Origin of the sequence: Inquilinus sp. 2KB_23 (assembly GCF_052115705.1) — a bacterium.
GTDB classification, from domain to species: Bacteria; Pseudomonadota; Alphaproteobacteria; order DSM-16000; family Inquilinaceae; genus Inquilinus; species Inquilinus ginsengisoli_A.
Genome location: NZ_JBFRHF010000016.1, coordinates 49,403 through 67,175, shown reverse-complemented (window position 1 = coordinate 67,175; position 17,773 = coordinate 49,403). Strand labels below are relative to the sequence as shown.

General features: G+C 68.6%; 17 protein-coding genes. 6 read left to right on the top strand and 11 right to left on the bottom strand.

The features are described 5' to 3' along the window. Positions 1–6: 6 nt before the first annotated feature. Positions 7–2,010, top strand: a complete 2,004-nt coding sequence (locus tag AB4112_RS20605) for a hypothetical protein (protein ID WP_441722694.1) — start codon at positions 7–9, stop codon at positions 2,008–2,010. A 21-nt stretch (positions 2,011–2,031) separates the two neighbouring features. Here the strand turns inward: AB4112_RS20605 and def are convergent, their stop codons facing one another. Next, entirely contained in the window at positions 2,032–2,547 is a 516-nt protein-coding gene (gene def / locus AB4112_RS20600; RefSeq protein WP_309797325.1) for a peptide deformylase, read from the bottom strand. Positions 2,548–2,658: 111 nt separating this feature from the next. On the opposite strand from def, the gene AB4112_RS20595 reads away from it, so the two are divergent. From AB4112_RS20595 to AB4112_RS20580, 4 genes are all read left to right on the top strand, one after another. Next, positions 2,659–3,288, top strand: a complete 630-nt coding sequence (locus AB4112_RS20595) for a hypothetical protein (RefSeq protein ID WP_309797327.1) — start codon at positions 2,659–2,661, stop codon at positions 3,286–3,288. 37 nt (positions 3,289–3,325) lie between these two features. Next, positions 3,326–4,483 (top strand): aminotransferase, encoded by a 1,158-nt coding sequence (locus tag AB4112_RS20590; protein WP_309797455.1) that lies wholly within the window; start codon positions 3,326–3,328, stop codon positions 4,481–4,483. Between the two features lie 33 nt (positions 4,484–4,516). Beyond that, on the top strand, positions 4,517–5,206 hold the full coding sequence (locus tag AB4112_RS20585) for a DUF1345 domain-containing protein (protein WP_309797329.1): 690 nt from the start codon (positions 4,517–4,519) through the stop codon (positions 5,204–5,206). Between the two features lie 557 nt (positions 5,207–5,763). Then, positions 5,764–6,336: a DJ-1/PfpI family protein gene (locus AB4112_RS20580; RefSeq protein ID WP_309797331.1), complete on the top strand. Its 573-nt coding sequence runs from the start codon at positions 5,764–5,766 to the stop codon at positions 6,334–6,336. Between the two features lie 54 nt (positions 6,337–6,390). Here AB4112_RS20580 and AB4112_RS20575 read toward each other — a convergent pair whose 3' ends face one another. From AB4112_RS20575 to AB4112_RS20530, 10 genes are all read right to left on the bottom strand, one after another. Continuing rightward, positions 6,391–7,371: an isopenicillin N synthase family dioxygenase gene (locus tag AB4112_RS20575; RefSeq protein WP_309797334.1), complete on the bottom strand. Its 981-nt coding sequence runs from the start codon at positions 7,369–7,371 to the stop codon at positions 6,391–6,393. A gap of 83 nt (positions 7,372–7,454) precedes the next feature. Then, positions 7,455–8,495 carry an ABC transporter ATP-binding protein gene (locus AB4112_RS20570; protein ID WP_309797337.1) on the bottom strand — a complete coding sequence of 347 codons (1,041 nt, stop codon included), beginning with the start codon at positions 8,493–8,495 and terminating at the stop codon, positions 7,455–7,457. Positions 8,496–8,505: 10 nt separating this feature from the next. Further along, positions 8,506–9,606: an ABC transporter ATP-binding protein gene (locus tag AB4112_RS20565; protein ID WP_309797339.1), complete on the bottom strand. Its 1,101-nt coding sequence runs from the start codon at positions 9,604–9,606 to the stop codon at positions 8,506–8,508. A 19-nt stretch (positions 9,607–9,625) separates the two neighbouring features. Beyond that, a complete protein-coding gene (locus AB4112_RS20560; RefSeq protein WP_309797341.1) occupies positions 9,626–10,540 on the bottom strand; it encodes an ABC transporter permease subunit in 915 nt (304 codons plus the stop codon). A 10-nt stretch (positions 10,541–10,550) separates the two neighbouring features. Beyond that, entirely contained in the window at positions 10,551–11,471 is a 921-nt protein-coding gene (oppB, locus tag AB4112_RS20555; RefSeq protein WP_309797343.1) for an oligopeptide ABC transporter permease OppB, read from the bottom strand. A 110-nt stretch (positions 11,472–11,581) separates the two neighbouring features. Next, entirely contained in the window at positions 11,582–13,180 is a 1,599-nt protein-coding gene (locus AB4112_RS20550) for a peptide ABC transporter substrate-binding protein (RefSeq protein WP_441722686.1), read from the bottom strand. Positions 13,181–13,436: 256 nt separating this feature from the next. Beyond that, on the bottom strand, positions 13,437–14,504 hold the full coding sequence (locus AB4112_RS20545; RefSeq protein WP_441722683.1) for a COX15/CtaA family protein: 1,068 nt from the start codon (positions 14,502–14,504) through the stop codon (positions 13,437–13,439). 81 nt (positions 14,505–14,585) lie between these two features. Beyond that, positions 14,586–14,831 (bottom strand): hypothetical protein, encoded by a 246-nt coding sequence (locus tag AB4112_RS20540; protein ID WP_309797348.1) that lies wholly within the window; start codon positions 14,829–14,831, stop codon positions 14,586–14,588. 16 nt (positions 14,832–14,847) lie between these two features. Beyond that, entirely contained in the window at positions 14,848–15,780 is a 933-nt protein-coding gene (locus tag AB4112_RS20535) for a DnaJ C-terminal domain-containing protein (RefSeq protein ID WP_309797350.1), read from the bottom strand. Between the two features lie 103 nt (positions 15,781–15,883). Further along, positions 15,884–16,852, bottom strand: coding sequence for a Gfo/Idh/MocA family protein (locus AB4112_RS20530; protein ID WP_309797352.1), 969 nt, complete (start codon positions 16,850–16,852; stop codon positions 15,884–15,886). Positions 16,853–16,997: 145 nt separating this feature from the next. Between AB4112_RS20530 and AB4112_RS20525 the strand changes: the two genes are divergently transcribed. Continuing rightward, on the top strand, positions 16,998–17,741 hold the full coding sequence (locus AB4112_RS20525) for an SDR family oxidoreductase (protein ID WP_309797354.1): 744 nt from the start codon (positions 16,998–17,000) through the stop codon (positions 17,739–17,741). Positions 17,742–17,773 lie beyond the last annotated feature (32 nt).

Below are 17,773 nucleotides of genomic sequence, written 5' to 3'. Positions count from 1 at the left end.
GGATGGATGAGGACCCTGGCGCATCTCGTCATCGGCGCGTCGCTGGCCGCCACCCTGGCCGCGGGCACGGCCCACGCGGCCGGCAGCCCCGATCCCAAGGCCGCGGCCCAGGCCATCACCACCGTCTATGTCCCGATCGGCCTGACCCGGGCGGTCGCCGCCAGCTGCGACAAGGTCGATGCGGCCGGCGCCGCGGCGCATGCGGCGGCGCTCGACGCCTGGCGCCGCGCCAACGACGCCGATCGTCTGGAGCGGCTGCTGGAGCGGGCGATGGCTGGGTTCGGCACCCTCGACCAGAACCGGTCGAAGCTCGACGGCGCGCTGACGGCCCAGGCCGACGCCCTGATCCAGAAGACGCCGCTCCTGTGCGCCGCCCTGCCGGCGCTGTTCGGCGACAAGACCTTCGCCCTGGCCGACAAGGCGCCGGCGGCCCGGGCGGTGCTGGAGGCGATGGCCGGGACGATGCCGCAGCCGAAGACGCTGTACACCGCCGGCCAGCTCTCGGCTCTGGCGGCCGAAGGGTGGCGCCAGGCGCCGCCCGGCGACGACACCGACCGGACCGACTGGGTGTCCAAGGTGCTGGGCCGGACCGGACTGATCGCCGTCTCCGGCCGGGCCATCGACAGCGACACCATCCAGCAATGGACCGCCGACCGGCAGTCGCTGTGGAGCGTCCGCTGCGACTTCGCCGACGACACCGAGGAGCGGCTGTTCCGGCAGCAGGAGGGGCGCGACGTCGTCGTCTCCGGCCACATCGACCGGGTCTACGACTTCGAGCTGGTCACGCTGGACGGGTGCCGGCTGCTCGACGGTGCCGACGGCATCGCCAAGGCCAACCTGCCCGACGATGCCGGCCTGACCCCGAAGCCGAAGACGCTGTTCAGCGTCGGCCAGCTGTCCGCGCTCGGCGCCGGCCTGCTGCAGCGCGTGCCGGGCAAGGACGACGACGAGAAGTCCGAGGCCGCCGTCGCTGCGATGCAGCAGCTCGGGCCTGTCGCGGTCGCCGGCCGAGTGATCGGCAGCGACGACCTGCAGCAATGGCTGCCGGAGCAGCGGTCGATCTGGACCGTCTCCTGCGACTTCGCCGACAAGACGGAGGAGGCGCGGTTCGAGCAGGCGCGGGGGCGGGACGTCACCATCCTCGGCCAGGTCAGCCGGGTCTACGCCTTCAAGGTGATCAAGCTGTCCGGCTGCCGGCAGCTGGCGGATGCGGGCGGCATCGCCCGGTCGGACCTGCCGGAGACGGACCTCCTGGAATACCGGCCGCCCAGCGCCGAGGAGGTCTATGCCGGGGCGGACAAGGGCGTGCCGGCCGACCAGATCGAGGCGGTGCTGTTCCGCGAGCAGTTCCAGATCGGGATCAATCCGATGGGCGGCGGCACCTACACCGACCGCAACGAGGAGAGCTACCTGCTGCTGAAGGACGGCACCGGCTACCGCTACGATTTCGCCTATCCGCCGACCGACCTGGACGCGGCGCAGGTGCGGCGCCGGGCGCCGCAGGACTGGTCGCGCTGGGAGCATCCGGACGACACCTATGTGATGACCGCGGCGGCGGGGCCGAAGGCGGACCTGCCCAGCTTCACCGTGCTGAAGCCGTTCCCGGCCGATGCCCGGCTCGACCATTCCTACTACTACCTGAACGTGTCGCAGGGCGGTGTCACCACGCGCATCACCTATGTCTTCCGGCCCGATGGGACCTTCGAGCGGCACCAGTCCGGCAGCTTCTTCATGCACAGCCTGGCAGGCACCGGCCCCGATGGCGGCTCGGTCGGGGGCTCGGGGGGCGGTTTCGGCGCCGTCATGAACGAGAATGGCTTCTCCGTCGGCGGGGCCACCAAGTCACATGATTCGGCCGGGCGCTATCGGCTCGACGGCTACGCGCTGCAGCTGACGGCGGAGGACGGCACGGTCACCCGGCTGCGGATCGGCGTCGCGGTCGGCGACGCCGCGGCGCCGGACACGCTCAACATCGGCGGCACCAGTTACTGGGACGCGGCGAAGGAATAGCCGGGCGGCGCGTGGAGAGCCTTACTCCACGTGCTCCTTCTTCCACTTCAGGACCTTCTTCAGGATCATGTTCCGGCGCAGCGCCGACAGGTGGTCGACGAACAGCACGCCGTCGAGATGGTCGATCTCGTGCTGCACGCACACCGCCAGGATGCCGGTGGCGTGCCGCTCCTGCTTCGCCCCGGTCTCGTCGAGATAGCGGAACTTGACCTCGGCCGGCCGCACCACCTCGGCCCATTGCTCGGGCAGGGACAGGCAGCCCTCCTCGGCGGTCTGCAGGTCTTCCGACGCCCAGGTGATCTCGGGGTTGATCAGGCGCAGCGGTGCCCGCGGCTCGTCCTTGCCGGCGACGTCGATCACCACGATCCGCTCCAGCACGCCGATCTGCGGCGCGGCCAGGCCGATGCCGGGCGCGTCGTACATGGTTTCCAGCATGTCGTCGGTCAGCTTGCGGACGCGGTCATCCACCTGCGCGACGGGCTTGGCCCTGGTCTTCAGGCGGGAATCGGGGGCGACGAGGATGGGAAGTTTGGACATCGTGCGGACCAGATAGGCATGTGCCGGACGGGGGTCAAGCTTCGCCATCGGCGGGGGGCTTGTGCTAGGGTGCCGCCGCGCCGCCGGGGCGCGACAGACAGGACGACCGACGTGACTGCGATTGCCAAGCCTGAGACGTCTTTGCTCGCCGATATGGCGCCGGAGGAACAGGAGCGGCTGCGGTCGATCGCCGAGGAGATCCGCAGCGGGGCCAACTGGGTGGTGCGCAAGCGCCGGCTGCTCGACACGCTGCTGGCGATCGAGGCGGCGATCGGCGGCAGCCCGAACGAGGCGCTGATCGGCGAGGGCAGCGACTTCGCGGCCCTGCGCGCCGAGATCCAGAAGATGGAGGAGGACGCGCACGCCGCCGCCGTCGCCGCCGGCGAGGCGCCGGACGAGCCGCTGGACGATGCCGAGCTGGCCGCCGCAGCGAACGAGATCGCCTTCCTCACCGGCCTGCCGACCTATGTCGGGTCGGTGCTCGAGCTCCTCGACGAGAGCGAGATCAACAGCGTCGAGCAGGCCGCCTTCTATCACCTGTCGGCCCATGGCGAGCACCAGCGGGCGGCCGATGCCTGGTTCGAGGCGGACCACCGCCACGACACCGCCTTTCGCAAGTTCCTGCGCGCCAACCGCGACTATTCCGACCTGCTCGACCGATTCGAGGAGATGCTCGATGTGGTCGAGGACGGCGCCGACGACGAGGATGATTTCGACGCGCCCGAGGTGACCAAGCACTGACCTTGCCCCGGCCCGTCGACCGTCCCGAAAGCGCATGATGAAGCCCGGAAACGCCCTCTTCTCCGGCCTTGGCACCACGGTGTTCGAGGTCATGTCCCGGCTGGCGCGCCAGCATGGCGCGGTCAATCTCGGCCAGGGCTTCCCCGACGGCCGCGGGCCGGAGGATGTGCTGCGGGTCGCGGCCACCGCCGTCACCGATGGCTGGAACCAGTACCCGCCGATGCTCGGCCTGCCCGAGCTGCGCAAGGCCGTGGCCGACCACGACAAGCGCTTCTACGGCCTCGAGGTCGATCCCGAGGCCGAGGTGGTGGTCACGTCGGGCGCCACCGAGGCGCTGGCCGCCGCCCTGTTCGCGCTGATCGAGCCGGGCGACGAGGTGGTGCTGTTCGAACCGCTCTACGACGCCTACCTGCCGCTGGTCCGCCGTGCCGGCGGCGTGCCGAAATTCGTGCACCTGACCCCGCCCGACTGGTCGTTCGACCGGGCGGCGCTGGCCCGCGCCTTCTCGCCCCGCACCAAGGCGGTGCTGTTCAACAACCCGCTGAACCCGGCGGCCAAGGTGTTCGGGGCGGCCGAGCTCGACCTCCTCGCCGAATTCATCACCGGCTCGAACGCCTATGCCATCTGCGACGAGGTCTATGAGCACCTGGTGTTCGACGGCCGGCGGCACCAGCCGCTGATCGCCCGGCCCGGCATGCGCGACCGCTGCCTGAAGATCGGATCGGCCGGAAAGACCTTCTCGCTGACCGGCTGGAAGGTCGGCTACGTCACCGCGGCGCCGCCTCTGGCGACGCTGCTGGGCAAGGCGCACCAGTTCCTGACCTTCACCACCCCGCCGAACCTGCAGGCCGCCGTGGCCTATGGCCTGGCCAAGGGCGACGACTACTATGACGGCGTGATTGCCGAACTGCAGGGCAAGCGCGACCGCTTCGCCGCCGGGCTGCGGCGGCTGGGGCTCGGCGTCCTGCCCTGCGACGGCACCTATTTCGTCAATCTCGACATCGGCTCGACCGGCTTCAACGGCGACGACCAGGCCTTCTGCCGCCACCTGATCGAGGATGTCGGCGTCGCCGCCATCCCGGTCTCGGCCTTCTATGCCGAGGATCCGCTGGCGACCGTGGCGCGGTTCTGCTTCGCCAAGCAGGATGCGGTGCTGGACGACGCGCTGGGGCGGCTGGCGAAGCGCTTCGGCTGAGCCGGCCGGATCGCCCGGCGCCACGCTTCCCCGGTGCCACGCTTCAAGGAGGCTGCCCTGCCCGAGCTGATCCGGAACCACCTGCGGCACCACCTCCGCTTCTATGCCGCGGCCCTGCTCGGGCTGGGGCTGTGGGTGGCGCTCGGCCGCCACAACGGCGCCCCGCTGTCGGTGATCGTCGCCGGCGACGGCTTCTTCGGCCTCTACCTGATCTGGACGGCGGTGCTGGTCCGCCGGGCGACGCCGGATGTGATCCGGCGCAAGGCGGATATCGAAGACGAGGGGATGCCGCTGATCGCGGCGATCACCGTGATCGGCATCGGCCTCAGCGTCGCCTCGATCTTCAGCCTGCTGAACCAGTCCGACTCGTCGACGCTGCATCTGCTGCTGGCGATTGCCAGCGTGCTGCTGGGCTGGGTCACCCTGCACACCATCATCGCCTTCCGCTACGCCCATCTCTACTACGCCCGGGCCGGGGGCGAGGGCGCGCCGGGCAAGCGCCGCGACGCCAAGGGGCTGGAGTTCCCCGGCGACGACGCGCCCGGGATCTGGGATTTCCTCTACTATTCCTTCGTCGTCGGCATGACGGCGCAGGTGTCGGACGTGCAGGTCACGAATTCCTACATGCGCCGCCTGACCCTCGGCCACGGCGTCGCGTCCTTCCTGTTCAACACCGTGATCCTGGCGCTGGCGGTCAATGTCGCGGCCGGTCAGGCCCATTGAGGCACCGGGGTTGACATCGCCGCCGTCACGTCCGACCTTTGTCGCAGGTGCAAACAACCGAAAGGAGGTGATCCGATGTCTAGCGCTCTGGTGAACCAGATCTCCGCGGCGGCCCTGATGGGACGTGCGTCGGATCGAGCGGCGTCGGCGACCTCCGGTCTGCCGGCCTGATATCGATCTCTTCGGCGCGGTGATCCGCGAGCGTCGGCATTCCAAGACCGGCGCCTCACCGAACGTTGAACTGGAGACCGCCGCCCCTCGGGGCGGCGGTTTTCCGTTGGTGGGCAGGGCCCTCGAAGCGGGCCGAGCCCGACCCCGAGACCAACCATTGTGCAATGCACCCATGCGAAGGGTCAGCGGCATTGACTTTTGATGCCGGCACCGCCACTTCTACGATCGAATTCAATCACCATCCCGGCATGGTTTTGCCGCTGCCCGCGAGACGCGACCCGCAGCGCAGGACGGCGACGCGCGCGCGTCCGGAAGGCGGCCATCTGGATCCAACGGGGATCCGCCGGGACCGGCTGATCAGCCGGCTTAACGAGGGAGAATAATACATGCAGCAGGACAAGCCTCTCGCCGGGAAGACGATTGCCATCCTCGTTTCCAATGGTTTCGAGGAAATCCAGATGACCGAGCCGCAGCGCGCTTTGCTGGCCGCCGGCGCCACGCTCAAGATCGTCTCGACCGAGCAGGGGCTGGTCAATGGCTGGCATGACAAGTCCTGGGGCCACTACTTCGCGGTCGACGTGCCGCTGTCGAACGCCCTGGCCGCGGATTTCGACGCGGTGCTGATCCCGGGCGGCGAGCGCGGCATTGCCAAGCTCTCCGCCAACCCGCACACCAAGCGCATCCTCCGTGGCTTCGCCGACGCCGGCAAGCCCATCGCGGCGCTCGGCGACGGCCCGCAGCTTCTGGCGCTGGCCGAACGCATCCAGGGCCGCACCGTCGTGGCCAGCGATGCGTCGCGTGAGATCCTCGAGGCCGCCGGCGCCAAGCTGGCCGACGACAGCGTGCTGGTCGAGGGCAACCTGATCACCGCGCGCGACGACCTCGACATGGACGCCTTCAAGGGCGCGATCGTCGAGCACTTCACCACGGTTGTGGCCTCGCTGGCCGCCGCCGCCTGATCCTCCGGGACAGGACGAACGCCAAAGGGCGCCGGATTTTCCGGCGCCCTTTTGCTATGCGGACGATGGCTCAGCGCGGCCGCGCGGCGCCAGATGGGCATAGGTGGCGTCGAGCCGCGACTGCAGGTAGTCCGCGCCCAGCACCGGCGGATAGCGCGCCGGCCGGTCCGGGGTGACGCAGCCGGGCAGGGATTCGACCCGGGCGTCCGGGTTGGGGTCGAGGAAGAAGACGACCGAGAAGCGCTCCCGCTCCGGCGGCTGCACGCGATGCGGCGTCGAGACGTAGACATCGTTGGTCCAGCGCATCAGGCAGTCGCCGATGTTGCACAGGAAGCCGCCGTCGACGGCCGGCGCGTCGAGCCACACCCCATCCCGACGCCGCACCTGCAGCCCCGCCACGCCGTCGGTCGCCAGGATGGTGACGTTGCCGTAGTCGGTGTGGGTGCCGGCTCCCATCTGGCCCGGCGCCACCTGCCCGGGCCGCGGCGGATAATGCAGCAGGCGCAGGATCGCCATCGGGGCGTCCAGCCGGCTCTCGAAATGGTCGGGGTCGAGGCCGAGATCGCTGGCGAAACCGCGATGCAACTGCCGGCCGAGGCGCCAGGCCGCGTCGAAATAGGCCAGCATGGCCTCGCGCCAGCCGGGAATGCCGGGCCACAGGTTGACCCCGCGGAACGGGCGCCCAGCCACCACCTCGGGGTGGTCCGCCGGCAGGTCGAGGCCGATGTTGAAGGCTTCCTTCAGATCGCTCGGCCGGGTCGTGTCTAGAGTCTCGGCGCCGATGCCGACATAGCCGCGGTTGTGGGGCGAGCCGGTGATCGACAGCGCCGTCTTCTCGGCCGCGGACCGGGCGAAGAAATCCCTTGAGGCGGCGAAGACCCGGCCGGTCAGATCCGAATCGATGCCATGGCCGGTGACGGCGAAGAATCCGACCTCGCGGCAGGCCTGGCCGAGCTGCCGCGCCACCGTCTTCAGCCCCGCCGCCCCGCCGCGGCGGAGCGGCGCCAGGTCGATCACCGGGATGTCTGTGGTCATGCGCGGCCCCGGCTGCGGAGGGGAGGTCCGATTACAGCGGGAATCGCGCGGACCACGCAAGCGTCGGCGGCGGACGGAGCGGCCTAAGCCGCCTCTTCCTGCCGCCGGGCCGGGGTCGGCGTGTCCCAGAAGTGGCAGGCGGCCTGGTGGCCGGGGCTGCCGACATCGATCAGCTGCGGCGCCACCTGGGCGCACAGATCCTGCGCCTTGGGGCAGCGGGTGCGGAAGTAGCAGCCGGTGGGCGGGTTCAGCGGGCTCGGCAGGTCGCCGGTCAGCACAATCCGCTTCTTCGCCCGCTCCGCATCCGGGTCGGGCAGGGGCACCGCCGAGATCAGCGCCTGGGTATAGGGATGGCGCGGATTGTCGTAGATGTCGTCGCGGTCGGCGACCTCCACCAGCTTGCCGAGATACAGCACCATGATGCGGTGGCTGATGTGGCGCACCACCGACAGGTCGTGGCTGATGAAGATCAGCGACAGGCCGAACTGGCGCTGCAGCCGCATCAGCAGGTTGACGATCTGGCTCTGGATCGAGACGTCCAGCGCCGAGACCGGCTCGTCGCAGATGATCAGCTTGGGGTTCAGGATCATCGCCCGGGCGATGCCGATGCGCTGGGCCTGGCCGCCGGAGAATTCGTGCGGGTAGCGGTTGATCATCTCGGGCCGCAGGCCCACCAGCGCCATGATCTCCTCGACCTTGGCCCGGCGCTCCTTCTTGGTCAGCTTGGCCTCGAACACGTCCAGCGGCTCGCCGATGATGTCGCCGACCGTCATGCGCGGGTTCAGCGAGGCCAGCGGATCCTGGAAGATGATCTGCAGGTCCTGGCGCTTCTCGCGCATCGTGTTGCTGTCGAGATTGGCGATGTTCTCGCCCATCCACACCACCTGGCCCGCGGTCGGCGGGATCAGCTGCAGCACGGCGCGGCCGAGGGTCGACTTGCCGCAGCCGGATTCGCCCACCACGCCCAGCGTCTCGCCGGCCTTGAGGTCGAAGCTGACGCCGTCGACCGCCTTGAGGTAGTCGCGGTGGCCCGACCACATGTGCCGCTTCGGCATGGCGAAGTGCACGCGCAGGTCGCGCACCGAGAGGATGGGCTTGCCGTCGGACTGGAAGCTGTCTGTCATGGCACGGGCCTCAATGACGGGTGCGGGCGGCGCGGTCGGCGTCGATGACGGCGCGGTCGGCCTCGGTCAGGGGCAGCTGCTCGAGATGGCAGGCCTTGGCGCGCAGGGCGGCCGGGTCGCCGCAGGGGCGCAGCGCCGGCTCCTCGGCCAGGCAGCGCGCATGGGCGTAGCGGCAGCGCGGCTGGAAGTTGCAGCCCGGTGGCAGGTCCTGCAGGTTCGGCGGCTGGCCGCCGATCGACGGCAGCTCGGCATGCCGGTCCGAGTTCAGCCGCGGCATGCTCTGCAGCAGGCCTTCGGTGTAGGGGTGCTGCGGGTCGTAGAAGATGTCCCGCACCGACCCGGCCTCGATCACATTGCCGGCATACATCACCATCACCCGGTCGGCGAGGCCGGCGATGACGCCGAGATCGTGGGTGATCAGCACGATCGAGGTGTTGAACTCGCGCTTCAGGTCGCGCATCAGGTCCAGGATCTGGGCCTGGACGGTGACGTCGAGCGCGGTGGTCGGCTCGTCGGCGATCAGCAGGTCCGGCTGGCACAGCAGCGCCATGGCGATCATCACGCGCTGGCGCATGCCGCCGGAGAATTCGTGCGGGTACATGCCGATGCGCCGCTTGCCCTCGGGGATGCGGACCAGGTCCATCATCTCGATCGACCGCTTCATCGCTTGGGACTGGGTCATCCCCTTGTGCTGCACCAGCACCTCGGTCATCTGCCGGGCGATGGTCAGATAGGGGTTCAGCGACGTCATCGGGTCCTGGAAGATCATCGACATCTTCGAACCGCGGACCCGGTTCAGCTTGGCCGGCGGCAGGCCCAGGATCTCCTGCCCGCGGTACTTCACGCTGCCGGTGGCGCGGCCGTTGGAGGCCAGGAGGCCCATCACCGACATGAACAGCTGGCTCTTGCCCGAGCCGGATTCGCCGACGATGCCGATGGTCTCTCCCGCGGCGATGTCGAGCGAGATGCCGTTCACCGCGGCGACCATGCCGTCGCCGGTCTTGAACCGGGTGACGAGGTTGCGGATCGCCAGGATGGTCTCGGTCTGGACGGCCGGGGTGGCCACGGTGCCGGTCATGGCGCTCGGGGGGGTGAGGAGTGTTGCGGTCATGGTTCCGATGGCCTTGGGCTCAGCGATCGCGCGGGTCGAGGGCGTCGCGCAGGCCGTCGCCGATGAAGTTGAGGCAGAATAGGGTGACGGCCAGGAACACGGCCGGGAACACCAGCATCCACCAGGCGATGGTCATGCTGCGGGCGCCTTCGGAGATCAGCACCCCCCAGCTGGTCATCGGCTCCTGCACCCCGAGGCCGAGGAAGGACAGGAAGCTCTCCAGCAGGATCACCTGCGGCACGGTCAGGGTCATGTAGACGATGACCGGGCCGAGCGTGTTCGGGATGACGTGCTTGCGGATGATGCCCCAGCTCGACACGCCGCAGGCATGCGCCGCCTCGATGTATTCCTTGCGCTTGATCGACAGGGTCTGGCCGCGGACGATGCGCGCCATGTCCAGCCAGTTGACCGCGCCGATGGCGACGAAGATCAGCAGGATGTTCCGGCCGAAGAACACCATCAGCAGGATGACGAAGAACATGAAGGGCAGGGAATAGAGCACGTCGACCAGCCGCATCATCATGCTGTCGACCCGCCCGCCCAGGAAGCCCGAGGTGGCGCCGTAGGTGACGCCGATGATCAGGCTGACCAGGGTGCCGACGATGCCGACCATCAGCGAGATCTGGCCGCCGTACAGGGTGCGGACCAGCAGGTCGCGGCCGTTGGCCTCGGTGCCGAAATAATGCGCGGCCGTGCCGTCGGCCGAGGCCGCGAAGCTGGGCGCCGTGGTGAAGGCGGCGTAGTCGACATCGTCCAGCCCGTAGGGCAGCAGGTACGGCCCGACCACGCAGGCGACGGCGATCAGGGCCAGCACCGCGAGGCTGACGATGGCGGCCTTGTTGGTGCGCAGGCGCCGCCAGGCGTCCTGCCACAGGCTGCGTCCCTTGATCGGCTTGGCGGCCGGGGGAAGGGATCCGATGGTGGCGTCGGTCATCGCCGCGTCCTCAATCGTAGCGCACGCGCGGGTCGAGCGCGCCGTACAGCAGGTCGACCAGCAGGTTGAACAGGATGATCAGGACGGCGAAGAAGATCACCGTTCCCATCACCAGCGTGTAGTCGCGGTTCAGCGCGCCCTGGATGAAATAGCGGCCGATGCCGGGGATGCCGAAGATCTGTTCGATCACGATCGAGCCGGTGATGATGCCGGCGGTGGCGGGGCCGAGATAGGAGACCACGGGCAGCAGCCCGGCCTTCAGCGTGTGCCGCATGATCGTGATCCGCTCCGGCAGGCCCTTGGCCCGGGCGGTGCGGACGAAGTTCGAGCGCAGCACCTCGATCATGCTGGCGCGGGTCAGCCGGGCGATGTAGGCAGTCGGCGGCAGCGACAGCGCCACGATCGGCAGGATGAACGAGGTCCAGCCGGCGGTGATGCCGCCGGCCGGCAGTATTCGCCAGGTGACGGCCAACAGCAGGACCAGAAGCGGGGCGACGACGAAGTTGGGTATGGTGATGCCGATCATGGCGATCGCCATGGTGCCGTAGTCACCGGGCGTGTTCTGCTTCAGGGCCGCGATGGTGCCGAACAGGATGCCGAAGAAGCTGGCGATCACCACCGCGATCAGGCCGATCTGCAGCGAATACGGGAAGCCCTGGCGCAGCAGCTCGTTCACCGAATAGTCGCGCATCCGGAACGAGGGGCCGAAATCGCCCTGCAGGACATTGCCCATGTAGCGGCCGAACTGCATGTAGAGCGGCTCGTCCAGATGATACGCCTTTTCCAGGTTGCGCTTGATCTCGATCGGCAGCGGCTTGTCGCTGGCGAACGGGCCGCCCGGCGCCAGGCGGATCATGAAGAAGGCGAGCGCGATGATCGCCAGGATGGTCGGGATCGCGCCCAGGATGCGGCGCACGGCATAGCTCAGCATGGCATCAGATCCTCGCCCGGCGGGAGATGTCGGACGTATCCCGGGGGCCGAAAAGGTCGATGCCCGCCCTCCGGCGGGTCCGGTGGGCGGGCATCGTCACAGACTCATCCTCAGCGCTGGACGGACAGCCAGCGCGACAGGTGGTAATCCGACACGTTGTCCACCCAGCCCTTCAGGGCGGGGGAGACGGCGTGGTGGGTGGTGTAGAAGTACAGCGGCAGCACCGGCAGGTCGGCGATCATCAGCTTCTCCGCCTCCTGCATCAGCTCGCCGCGCTTGGTCGCTTCGGTCGCCTTGGCGGCCTGGGCCATCAGGTCGTCGAACTTCGGGTTGGAGTAGCCCGAGGTGCTCTGCTCGCCGACATCGCCCAGCTCGAGCTGCAGGAAGCCATAGGCGTCGTTGTAGTCGCCGATCCAGCCATGGCGCGCGATGTCAGGGAATTCCTTCTTGTCGCGGGTGTCTTGGAAGGTGCCCCATTCCTGGTTCACCAGGCTGACGTTGACGCCCAGCTTCTGCTTCCACATGGCGGCAATGAACACGGCCACCTTCTTGTGGTTCTCGCTGGTGTTGTAGGTCAGCTCCAGCTTCAGCGGCTTGTCCGGGCCGTAGCCGGCCTTGGCATAAAGCTCCTTGGCCTTGGCGTCGCGCTCGGCCTGGGTCAGCTTGGCGACATCCGGCTCCCAGGTCGGGAAGTTGATCGTGCCCGGCGGCACGAAGGTGTAGGCCGGGATCTGGCTGGCCTGGGTGACGTTCTTGATCAGCGAGTCACGATCGACCGCGAGCGACAGGGCCTGGCGCAGCTCCGGGCTGCTCTTCCATGGCTCATGGGTCAGGTTGTACGCGTAGAAGTAGACGCCGAGATACGGTGCGATGTGGATCTGGTCCGTCATCTCCTTCTGCAGCGTCGGGATCTGCTGGCTCGGCAGCTCGTAGGTCATGTCCAGCTCGCCGGCCTTGAAGCGCTGCAGCTCGGCGTCGATGTCCTCGGTGGGATAGACCATCACCGTGTCGATCTTGACGTTGTCCGCATCATGGAAATGCGGGTTCTTCGTCAGCTTGATGTAGCCCTGCGGCACGGCCTCGGCCAGCTGGTAGGCGCCGTTCGAGATCAGGTTGCCGGCCTTGATGAAATCGTCGCCGAACTTGTCGTAGTTGGCCTTGCTGATGGCATAGGTCGACTGATGCACCAGGGACGACAGGAAGTACGGCGTCGGGGCAACCAGCTTCACTTCCAGCGTGTGGTCGTCGATCGCCTTCACGCCGACCTGGTCCACCGACCCCTTGCCGAGACGGGCATCCTTGGCGCCGACGACCTGGTCCAGGAAGTAGGCGTAGTCGGCAGCGGTCTTCGGGTCGATCAGGCGATGCCAGGAGAACACGAAGTCGGCGGCGGTCACCGGGGTGCCGTCGGACCACTGCTCGTTCTGGCGCAGCTTGAAGGTGTAGGTCAGGCCATCGTCCGACACCGTCCAGCTTTCCGCCGCGCCCGGCGAAGGCTCGCCCTTGGCGTCGGGCGTCAGCAGGCCCTCGAACAGATCCATGGCCACGTTCGATTCCGGCACGCCGGACAGCTTGTGTGGGTCGAGCGTCAGCGGCTCGGCGCCATTGCCCTTGTTGAAGACGATTTCGGCCATCGCAGCGCTCGAGACGCCGCCCATCAGGGCAGCGGCGAGCAGCCCGCGCGCCAGGATCTTGGTGAAACTGTGCATGTGTTCGCCCCTACTGTTTCCGGTTTCGGTCCCGGTCGCTGGTTTGTTTGCATCAAACGCGTCGCAATCAGACGCGCATTTCGTCCGTCTCCCACCAGCGAGGAGTGATGGCGTGGACGGTATCGACTCGACCGCCCTTCGGCAATCGAATTCGCGGGTCTGCTATGATTCTGGAGCAGGTTTGGCGCCTTGCAAAAGTCGCAAAAAGGAAAGTGTCGAATCAGCCCTTCGGTTGTACTTTAAGTTCTTCTTGGGCTCATTTGGGCCGTGATTCCGAAACCGGCCGGGTTACGAAACGCAACGCCAGCAGCAGGGCCAGCAGCACCAGGGCCCCCGCCTGGTGCATCGCGCCCAGCCCGACCGGCACCTGCGTCAGCAGGGTGGAGATGCCCAGGCCCACCTGGACCAGCACCATCAGCCCGACCAGATGGCCCCAGCCGGCGACGGGCGTGCGGGTGGTGCGGACCGCCAGGGCCAGCACCACCAGGGCGGTGCCGATCGCCAGCCAGCGATGGGTAAACTGGACCAGGGCGGTGTTGTCGAACAGGTTCAGCCAGCCCGGGATGATGCTGAACGCCTCGGGCGGCAGGAAGCGGCCGTCCATCAGCGGGAAGGTGTTGTAGACCTGCCCCGCATCCAGCCCGGCGACGAAGGCGCCCCAGCACATGGTGACGGCGACGCAGCCGATGGCGATGGCGGCGTGGCGGCGCAGCGACGGCGCGGCGGCGAAATTGCCCTGGCGGGTCAGCACCAGCCCGTAGGCGGCCCACAGGATCAGGGCGTACAGCAGAACGGCCAGGCCGAGATGCGCGGCCAGCAGGTAGTGGCTGACCGACGGCCGGTGGTCCAGCCCGCTCCGCACCATCACCCAGCCCAGCACGCCCTGCAGCCCGCCGACCACCAGCAGGGCCAGCAGGCGCAGGCCCAGGTTCCAGCCCAGCGCCCGGCGCCAGGCGAACCAGGCCAGGCCGGCGGCGAAGACCAGGCCGCTCAGCCGGTCCCATGCCCGATGCAGCCATTCCCAGAAGAAGATCCCCTTGAACGCGTCCAGCGACATGCCGCTGTTGGTGTAGAGGTATTGCGGCGTCGCCTTGTAGGCGGCGAAGGCGTCGGCCCAGGCCTGGTCCGACAGGGGCGGCACGATGCCCTTGATCGGCGCCCATTCGACGATCGACAGGCCGCTCTCGGTGAGCCGGGTGATGGCGCCGATCACCGCCGCGGCGAAGACCATGGCGGCGGACAGGAACAGCCAGGCGGCGACGGAGCGTCTGGCCGGTTGGGCAACAGTGGGGCGCAGGGCCGCGGCGGCTGGGGTCGATTGCATGGGGCCGGCTTATCGCGCCGGCGCGCCGCCGCGTCAAACCTGCAGATGTCGCAGGGCAGGAGGGGAGGTCGCGGTCGCGGATCAGATGCCGGTTTCGACCAGATCCAGCCGCCGTTCGATCCGCTCCAGGCGCGCCTCGACGCGGTCGATGCGCCGATGGACGCCGGCGAGGTTCTCTTCGACCGCCGTCATCCTGACCTTGAGGTCATGCACGTCTTCCGCCAGCCGGTCGACCTTCTGATCGATCTGGCGGAGATAGCGCAGGACCAAGCTGTCGGGTGCGTCGGTCATGGGAAGAATATGGCGATTGCGGGCCCGCCTGTCCATGCGGGCCCGCCGTGCCTCAGCGTGCCTTGCCGGCGCGGGGGTCGTAGGGATGGGCCACGGCCCACTCCTCGAGGAAGCGGGCGAGGTCCGGGTCCATCGGGTCCGGCAAGGTCACGGCGAGCCGGACATACTGGTCGCCGCGGCTGTCGCCGGTGGGGTTGCGCACGCCCTTGCCCTTCAGCCGCAGCACGGTGCCGCTGTTCGACCCCTTGGGGATGGTCACCACCACCGGGCCCAGCAGCGTCGGCACCTCGACACGTCCGCCCAGCACCGCCTCCGGCAGCGACACCGGCAGGATCATGCGGATGTCGTTGCCGTCGCGCTCCAGCACCGGGTCGGGGATGATGCGGACCTCGATCAACGCGTCGCCGGCGACGCCGCGCGGGCCCTTCTCACCCTGGCCGCGCAGGCGGATGGTCTGCCCGTCGGTCAGGCCGACCGGCAGGGTGACCTTGAGCGAGCGGCCGTCGGCCAGGGTCACTGTGGTCTCGCCGCCCTCGATGGCGCGGCGGAACTCGACCCGCAGCGCATAGGTGACGTCGCGGCCCTTGCCGCCGCCGGCGCGCGCATTCGCGCCCTGGCCGAACATGCCGCGCAGCACGTCGTCGAGGTCGCCGGCGTCGGTGAAGGCGTCGTAGTTGTCGTAGCGCTGGTAGCGGGTGCCGCCTCCGCCCATGCCGGCGCCCATCCCCGGCCCCGGGCCGGCGCGGCGGGCATAGGGGCGCTCGGCCCCGGTGGCGTCGATCTCGCCGGCGTCGAAGCGTTTGCGCTTGGCGGCGTCGCCCAGCAGGTCGTAGGCGGTCGATACCGACTTGAAGCGTTCCTCGGCCCGCGGGTCGCCCTGGTTCAGGTCGGGGTGGTGCTTCTTGGCGAGCTTGCGATAGGCCCGCCGGATGTCGTCGTCGCTGGCGGTACGGGGCACGCCGAGCACGGTGTACGGGTCATCCATGAAGGGGATCTCGGGGGAACGGATCTTGGGAGATAAGTCTTTGATCCAGATAGATGATGTCGCACCCCTTCGGTTTCAACGCATCCCCCCTTCGCCCACGCCTTCAATTTGCAGTTGCGTCGCCGTCCTCGAAGCGCCGACGCCAGTCGGCCAGCTGGTGCGTGATCTCGAGGGCGGCAGCCAGCGCGGCCCGGCCCTCGGGGCCGCTGACCGCCGGCGGGCCGCCATTGCCGACACTCTGCAGGAAGCTCTGGATCTCCAGCTTCAGCGGGTCGCCGGCCTCGAACTGCTGTTCTTCCTGGTACAGCTCCGGCTGGCCGTCGCGCCCGCGGGTCTTGCGGATGAAGGTCAGCTTGGCCTCGCTCAGGTCGACCATGATGTAGCCGTCCTGCTGGAAGATCCGCATGGTGCGGTGGCGCTTCCAGCTGACCCGGCTGGCGGTCACGGTCGCGGTGCAGCCATTGGTGAATTGCAGCCGGGCATTGGCGATGTCGTCGGCCTCGCTCAGCACCGACGCGCCGACCGCGTCGATCCGCTCCAGCGGCGCTCCGACGATCTTCAGCACCAGGTCGATGTCGTGGATCATCATGTCGAGCACGACATTGACGTCGGTGCCACGCGGCTTGAACGCCGAGATGCGCTGGCATTCGATGTAGCGCGGCCGGTTCAGGATCTTGGCCAGGCCCTGCACCACCGGGTTGAAGCGCTCGAGATGGCCGACCTGCAGCACCAGCTTGCGGTCGGCGGCCAGGCGGCTCAGCGCGTCGGCCTCGTCCAGCGTGTTGCTGATCGGCTTCTCGATCAGCACATGGATGCCGGCCTCCAGGCAGATCCGGGCGGTGTCGAAATGGGCGTTGGTCGGCACCGCGACGCTGACGGCGTCGACCTGGCCGATCAGGTCGGCCAGCGCGGTCACCGGCCTGGCGCCGTGCTTGGTCGCCAGCGCCTCGGCCCGGCTGGGGTCGGTGTCGCAGATCGCGACCAGTTCCGCCTCGGGCAGCTCCGCGTGCTTGGCTGCGTGCAGGCTGCCGAAATAGCCCGCGCCGATCACCGCGGTCCGATACCGCTTCATGACGTCTCCACGCTCATCACCGACTATGCTCCGCTTTCCTAGCGCCGATGCCCAGGCTTTGACCAGCGATGATGCGCTTCCGGCTTGACGGCGGCCATGCCTCGGGGCGAGGAATACGTCCGACTTAACAACGGGGCATCCGAAGATGGCTGGCAGGCTGGCGGGCAAGACGGCGGTGCTGACCGCGGCGGGGCAGGGGATCGGCCGGGCGGTGGCGCTGGCCTTCGCCCGCGAAGGCGCGACGGTGCATGCCACCGACATCAACGCGGCGGCGCTGGAGACCCTGGCGGCCGAGGTGCCCGCGATCAAGACCACCCGGCTCGACGTGCTGAGCCACGACGCGATCAAGGCCTATGCCGCCGAGCGCGGCGCGGTCGACGTGCTGTTCAACTGCGCCGGCTTCGTCCATGCCGGCACCATCCTCGACTGCGAAGAGAAGGACTACGACTTCTCCTTCGACCTCAATGTCCGCTCGGCCTACCACATGTGCCGGGCCTTCCTGCCGGCGATGATCGCGGCCGGCGGCGGCTCGATCGTCAGCGTCGCCTCGGTCTGCTCCTCGATCAAGGGCCTGCCCAACCGCTTCATCTACGGCGCCACCAAGGCGGCGCTGCTGGGCCTGACCAAGTCGATCGCCGCCGATTTCGTCGGCCAGGGCATCCGCTGCAACGCCATCTGCCCCGGCACGGTCGAGACGCCCAGCCTGCACGACCGCATGGCGGCGCAGGGCGATGTCGAGAAGGCGCGGGCCGCCTTCGTGGCGCGCCAGCCGATGGGCCGCCTCGGCACCGCCGAGGAGATCGCCTCGCTTGCGGTCTACCTCGCCTCGGACGAGAGTTCCTACATCACCGGCCAGGCCATCGCCGTCGACGGCGGCATCACCATCTGAACCAGGCCCGTGAGGCCTGCCATGAGAGTTCC

Bases quoted from the DNA above. Each gene is read 5' to 3' on its own strand.
- AB4112_RS20605 (WP_441722694.1), top strand. From the start codon at position 7: ATGAGGACCCTGGCGCATCTCGTCATCGGCGCGTCGCTGGCCGCCACC.
- def (WP_309797325.1), bottom strand. From the start codon at position 2,547: ATGTCCAAACTTCCCATCCTCGTCGCCCCCGATTCCCGCCTGAAGACC.
- AB4112_RS20590 (WP_309797455.1), top strand. From the start codon at position 3,326: ATGAAGCCCGGAAACGCCCTCTTCTCCGGCCTTGGCACCACGGTGTTC.
- AB4112_RS20580 (WP_309797331.1), top strand. From the start codon at position 5,764: ATGCAGCAGGACAAGCCTCTCGCCGGGAAGACGATTGCCATCCTCGTT.
- AB4112_RS20575 (WP_309797334.1), bottom strand. From the start codon at position 7,371: ATGACCACAGACATCCCGGTGATCGACCTGGCGCCGCTCCGCCGCGGC.
- AB4112_RS20570 (WP_309797337.1), bottom strand. From the start codon at position 8,495: ATGACAGACAGCTTCCAGTCCGACGGCAAGCCCATCCTCTCGGTGCGC.
- AB4112_RS20565 (WP_309797339.1), bottom strand. From the start codon at position 9,606: ATGACCGCAACACTCCTCACCCCCCCGAGCGCCATGACCGGCACCGTG.
- AB4112_RS20560 (WP_309797341.1), bottom strand. From the start codon at position 10,540: ATGACCGACGCCACCATCGGATCCCTTCCCCCGGCCGCCAAGCCGATC.
- oppB (WP_309797343.1), bottom strand. From the start codon at position 11,471: ATGCTGAGCTATGCCGTGCGCCGCATCCTGGGCGCGATCCCGACCATC.
- AB4112_RS20550 (WP_441722686.1), bottom strand. From the start codon at position 13,180: ATGCACAGTTTCACCAAGATCCTGGCGCGCGGGCTGCTCGCCGCTGCC.
- AB4112_RS20545 (WP_441722683.1), bottom strand. From the start codon at position 14,504: ATGCAATCGACCCCAGCCGCCGCGGCCCTGCGCCCCACTGTTGCCCAA.
- AB4112_RS20540 (WP_309797348.1), bottom strand. From the start codon at position 14,831: ATGGACAGGCGGGCCCGCAATCGCCATATTCTTCCCATGACCGACGCA.
- AB4112_RS20535 (WP_309797350.1), bottom strand. From the start codon at position 15,780: ATGGATGACCCGTACACCGTGCTCGGCGTGCCCCGTACCGCCAGCGAC.
- AB4112_RS20530 (WP_309797352.1), bottom strand. From the start codon at position 16,852: ATGAAGCGGTATCGGACCGCGGTGATCGGCGCGGGCTATTTCGGCAGC.
- AB4112_RS20525 (WP_309797354.1), top strand. From the start codon at position 16,998: ATGGCTGGCAGGCTGGCGGGCAAGACGGCGGTGCTGACCGCGGCGGGG.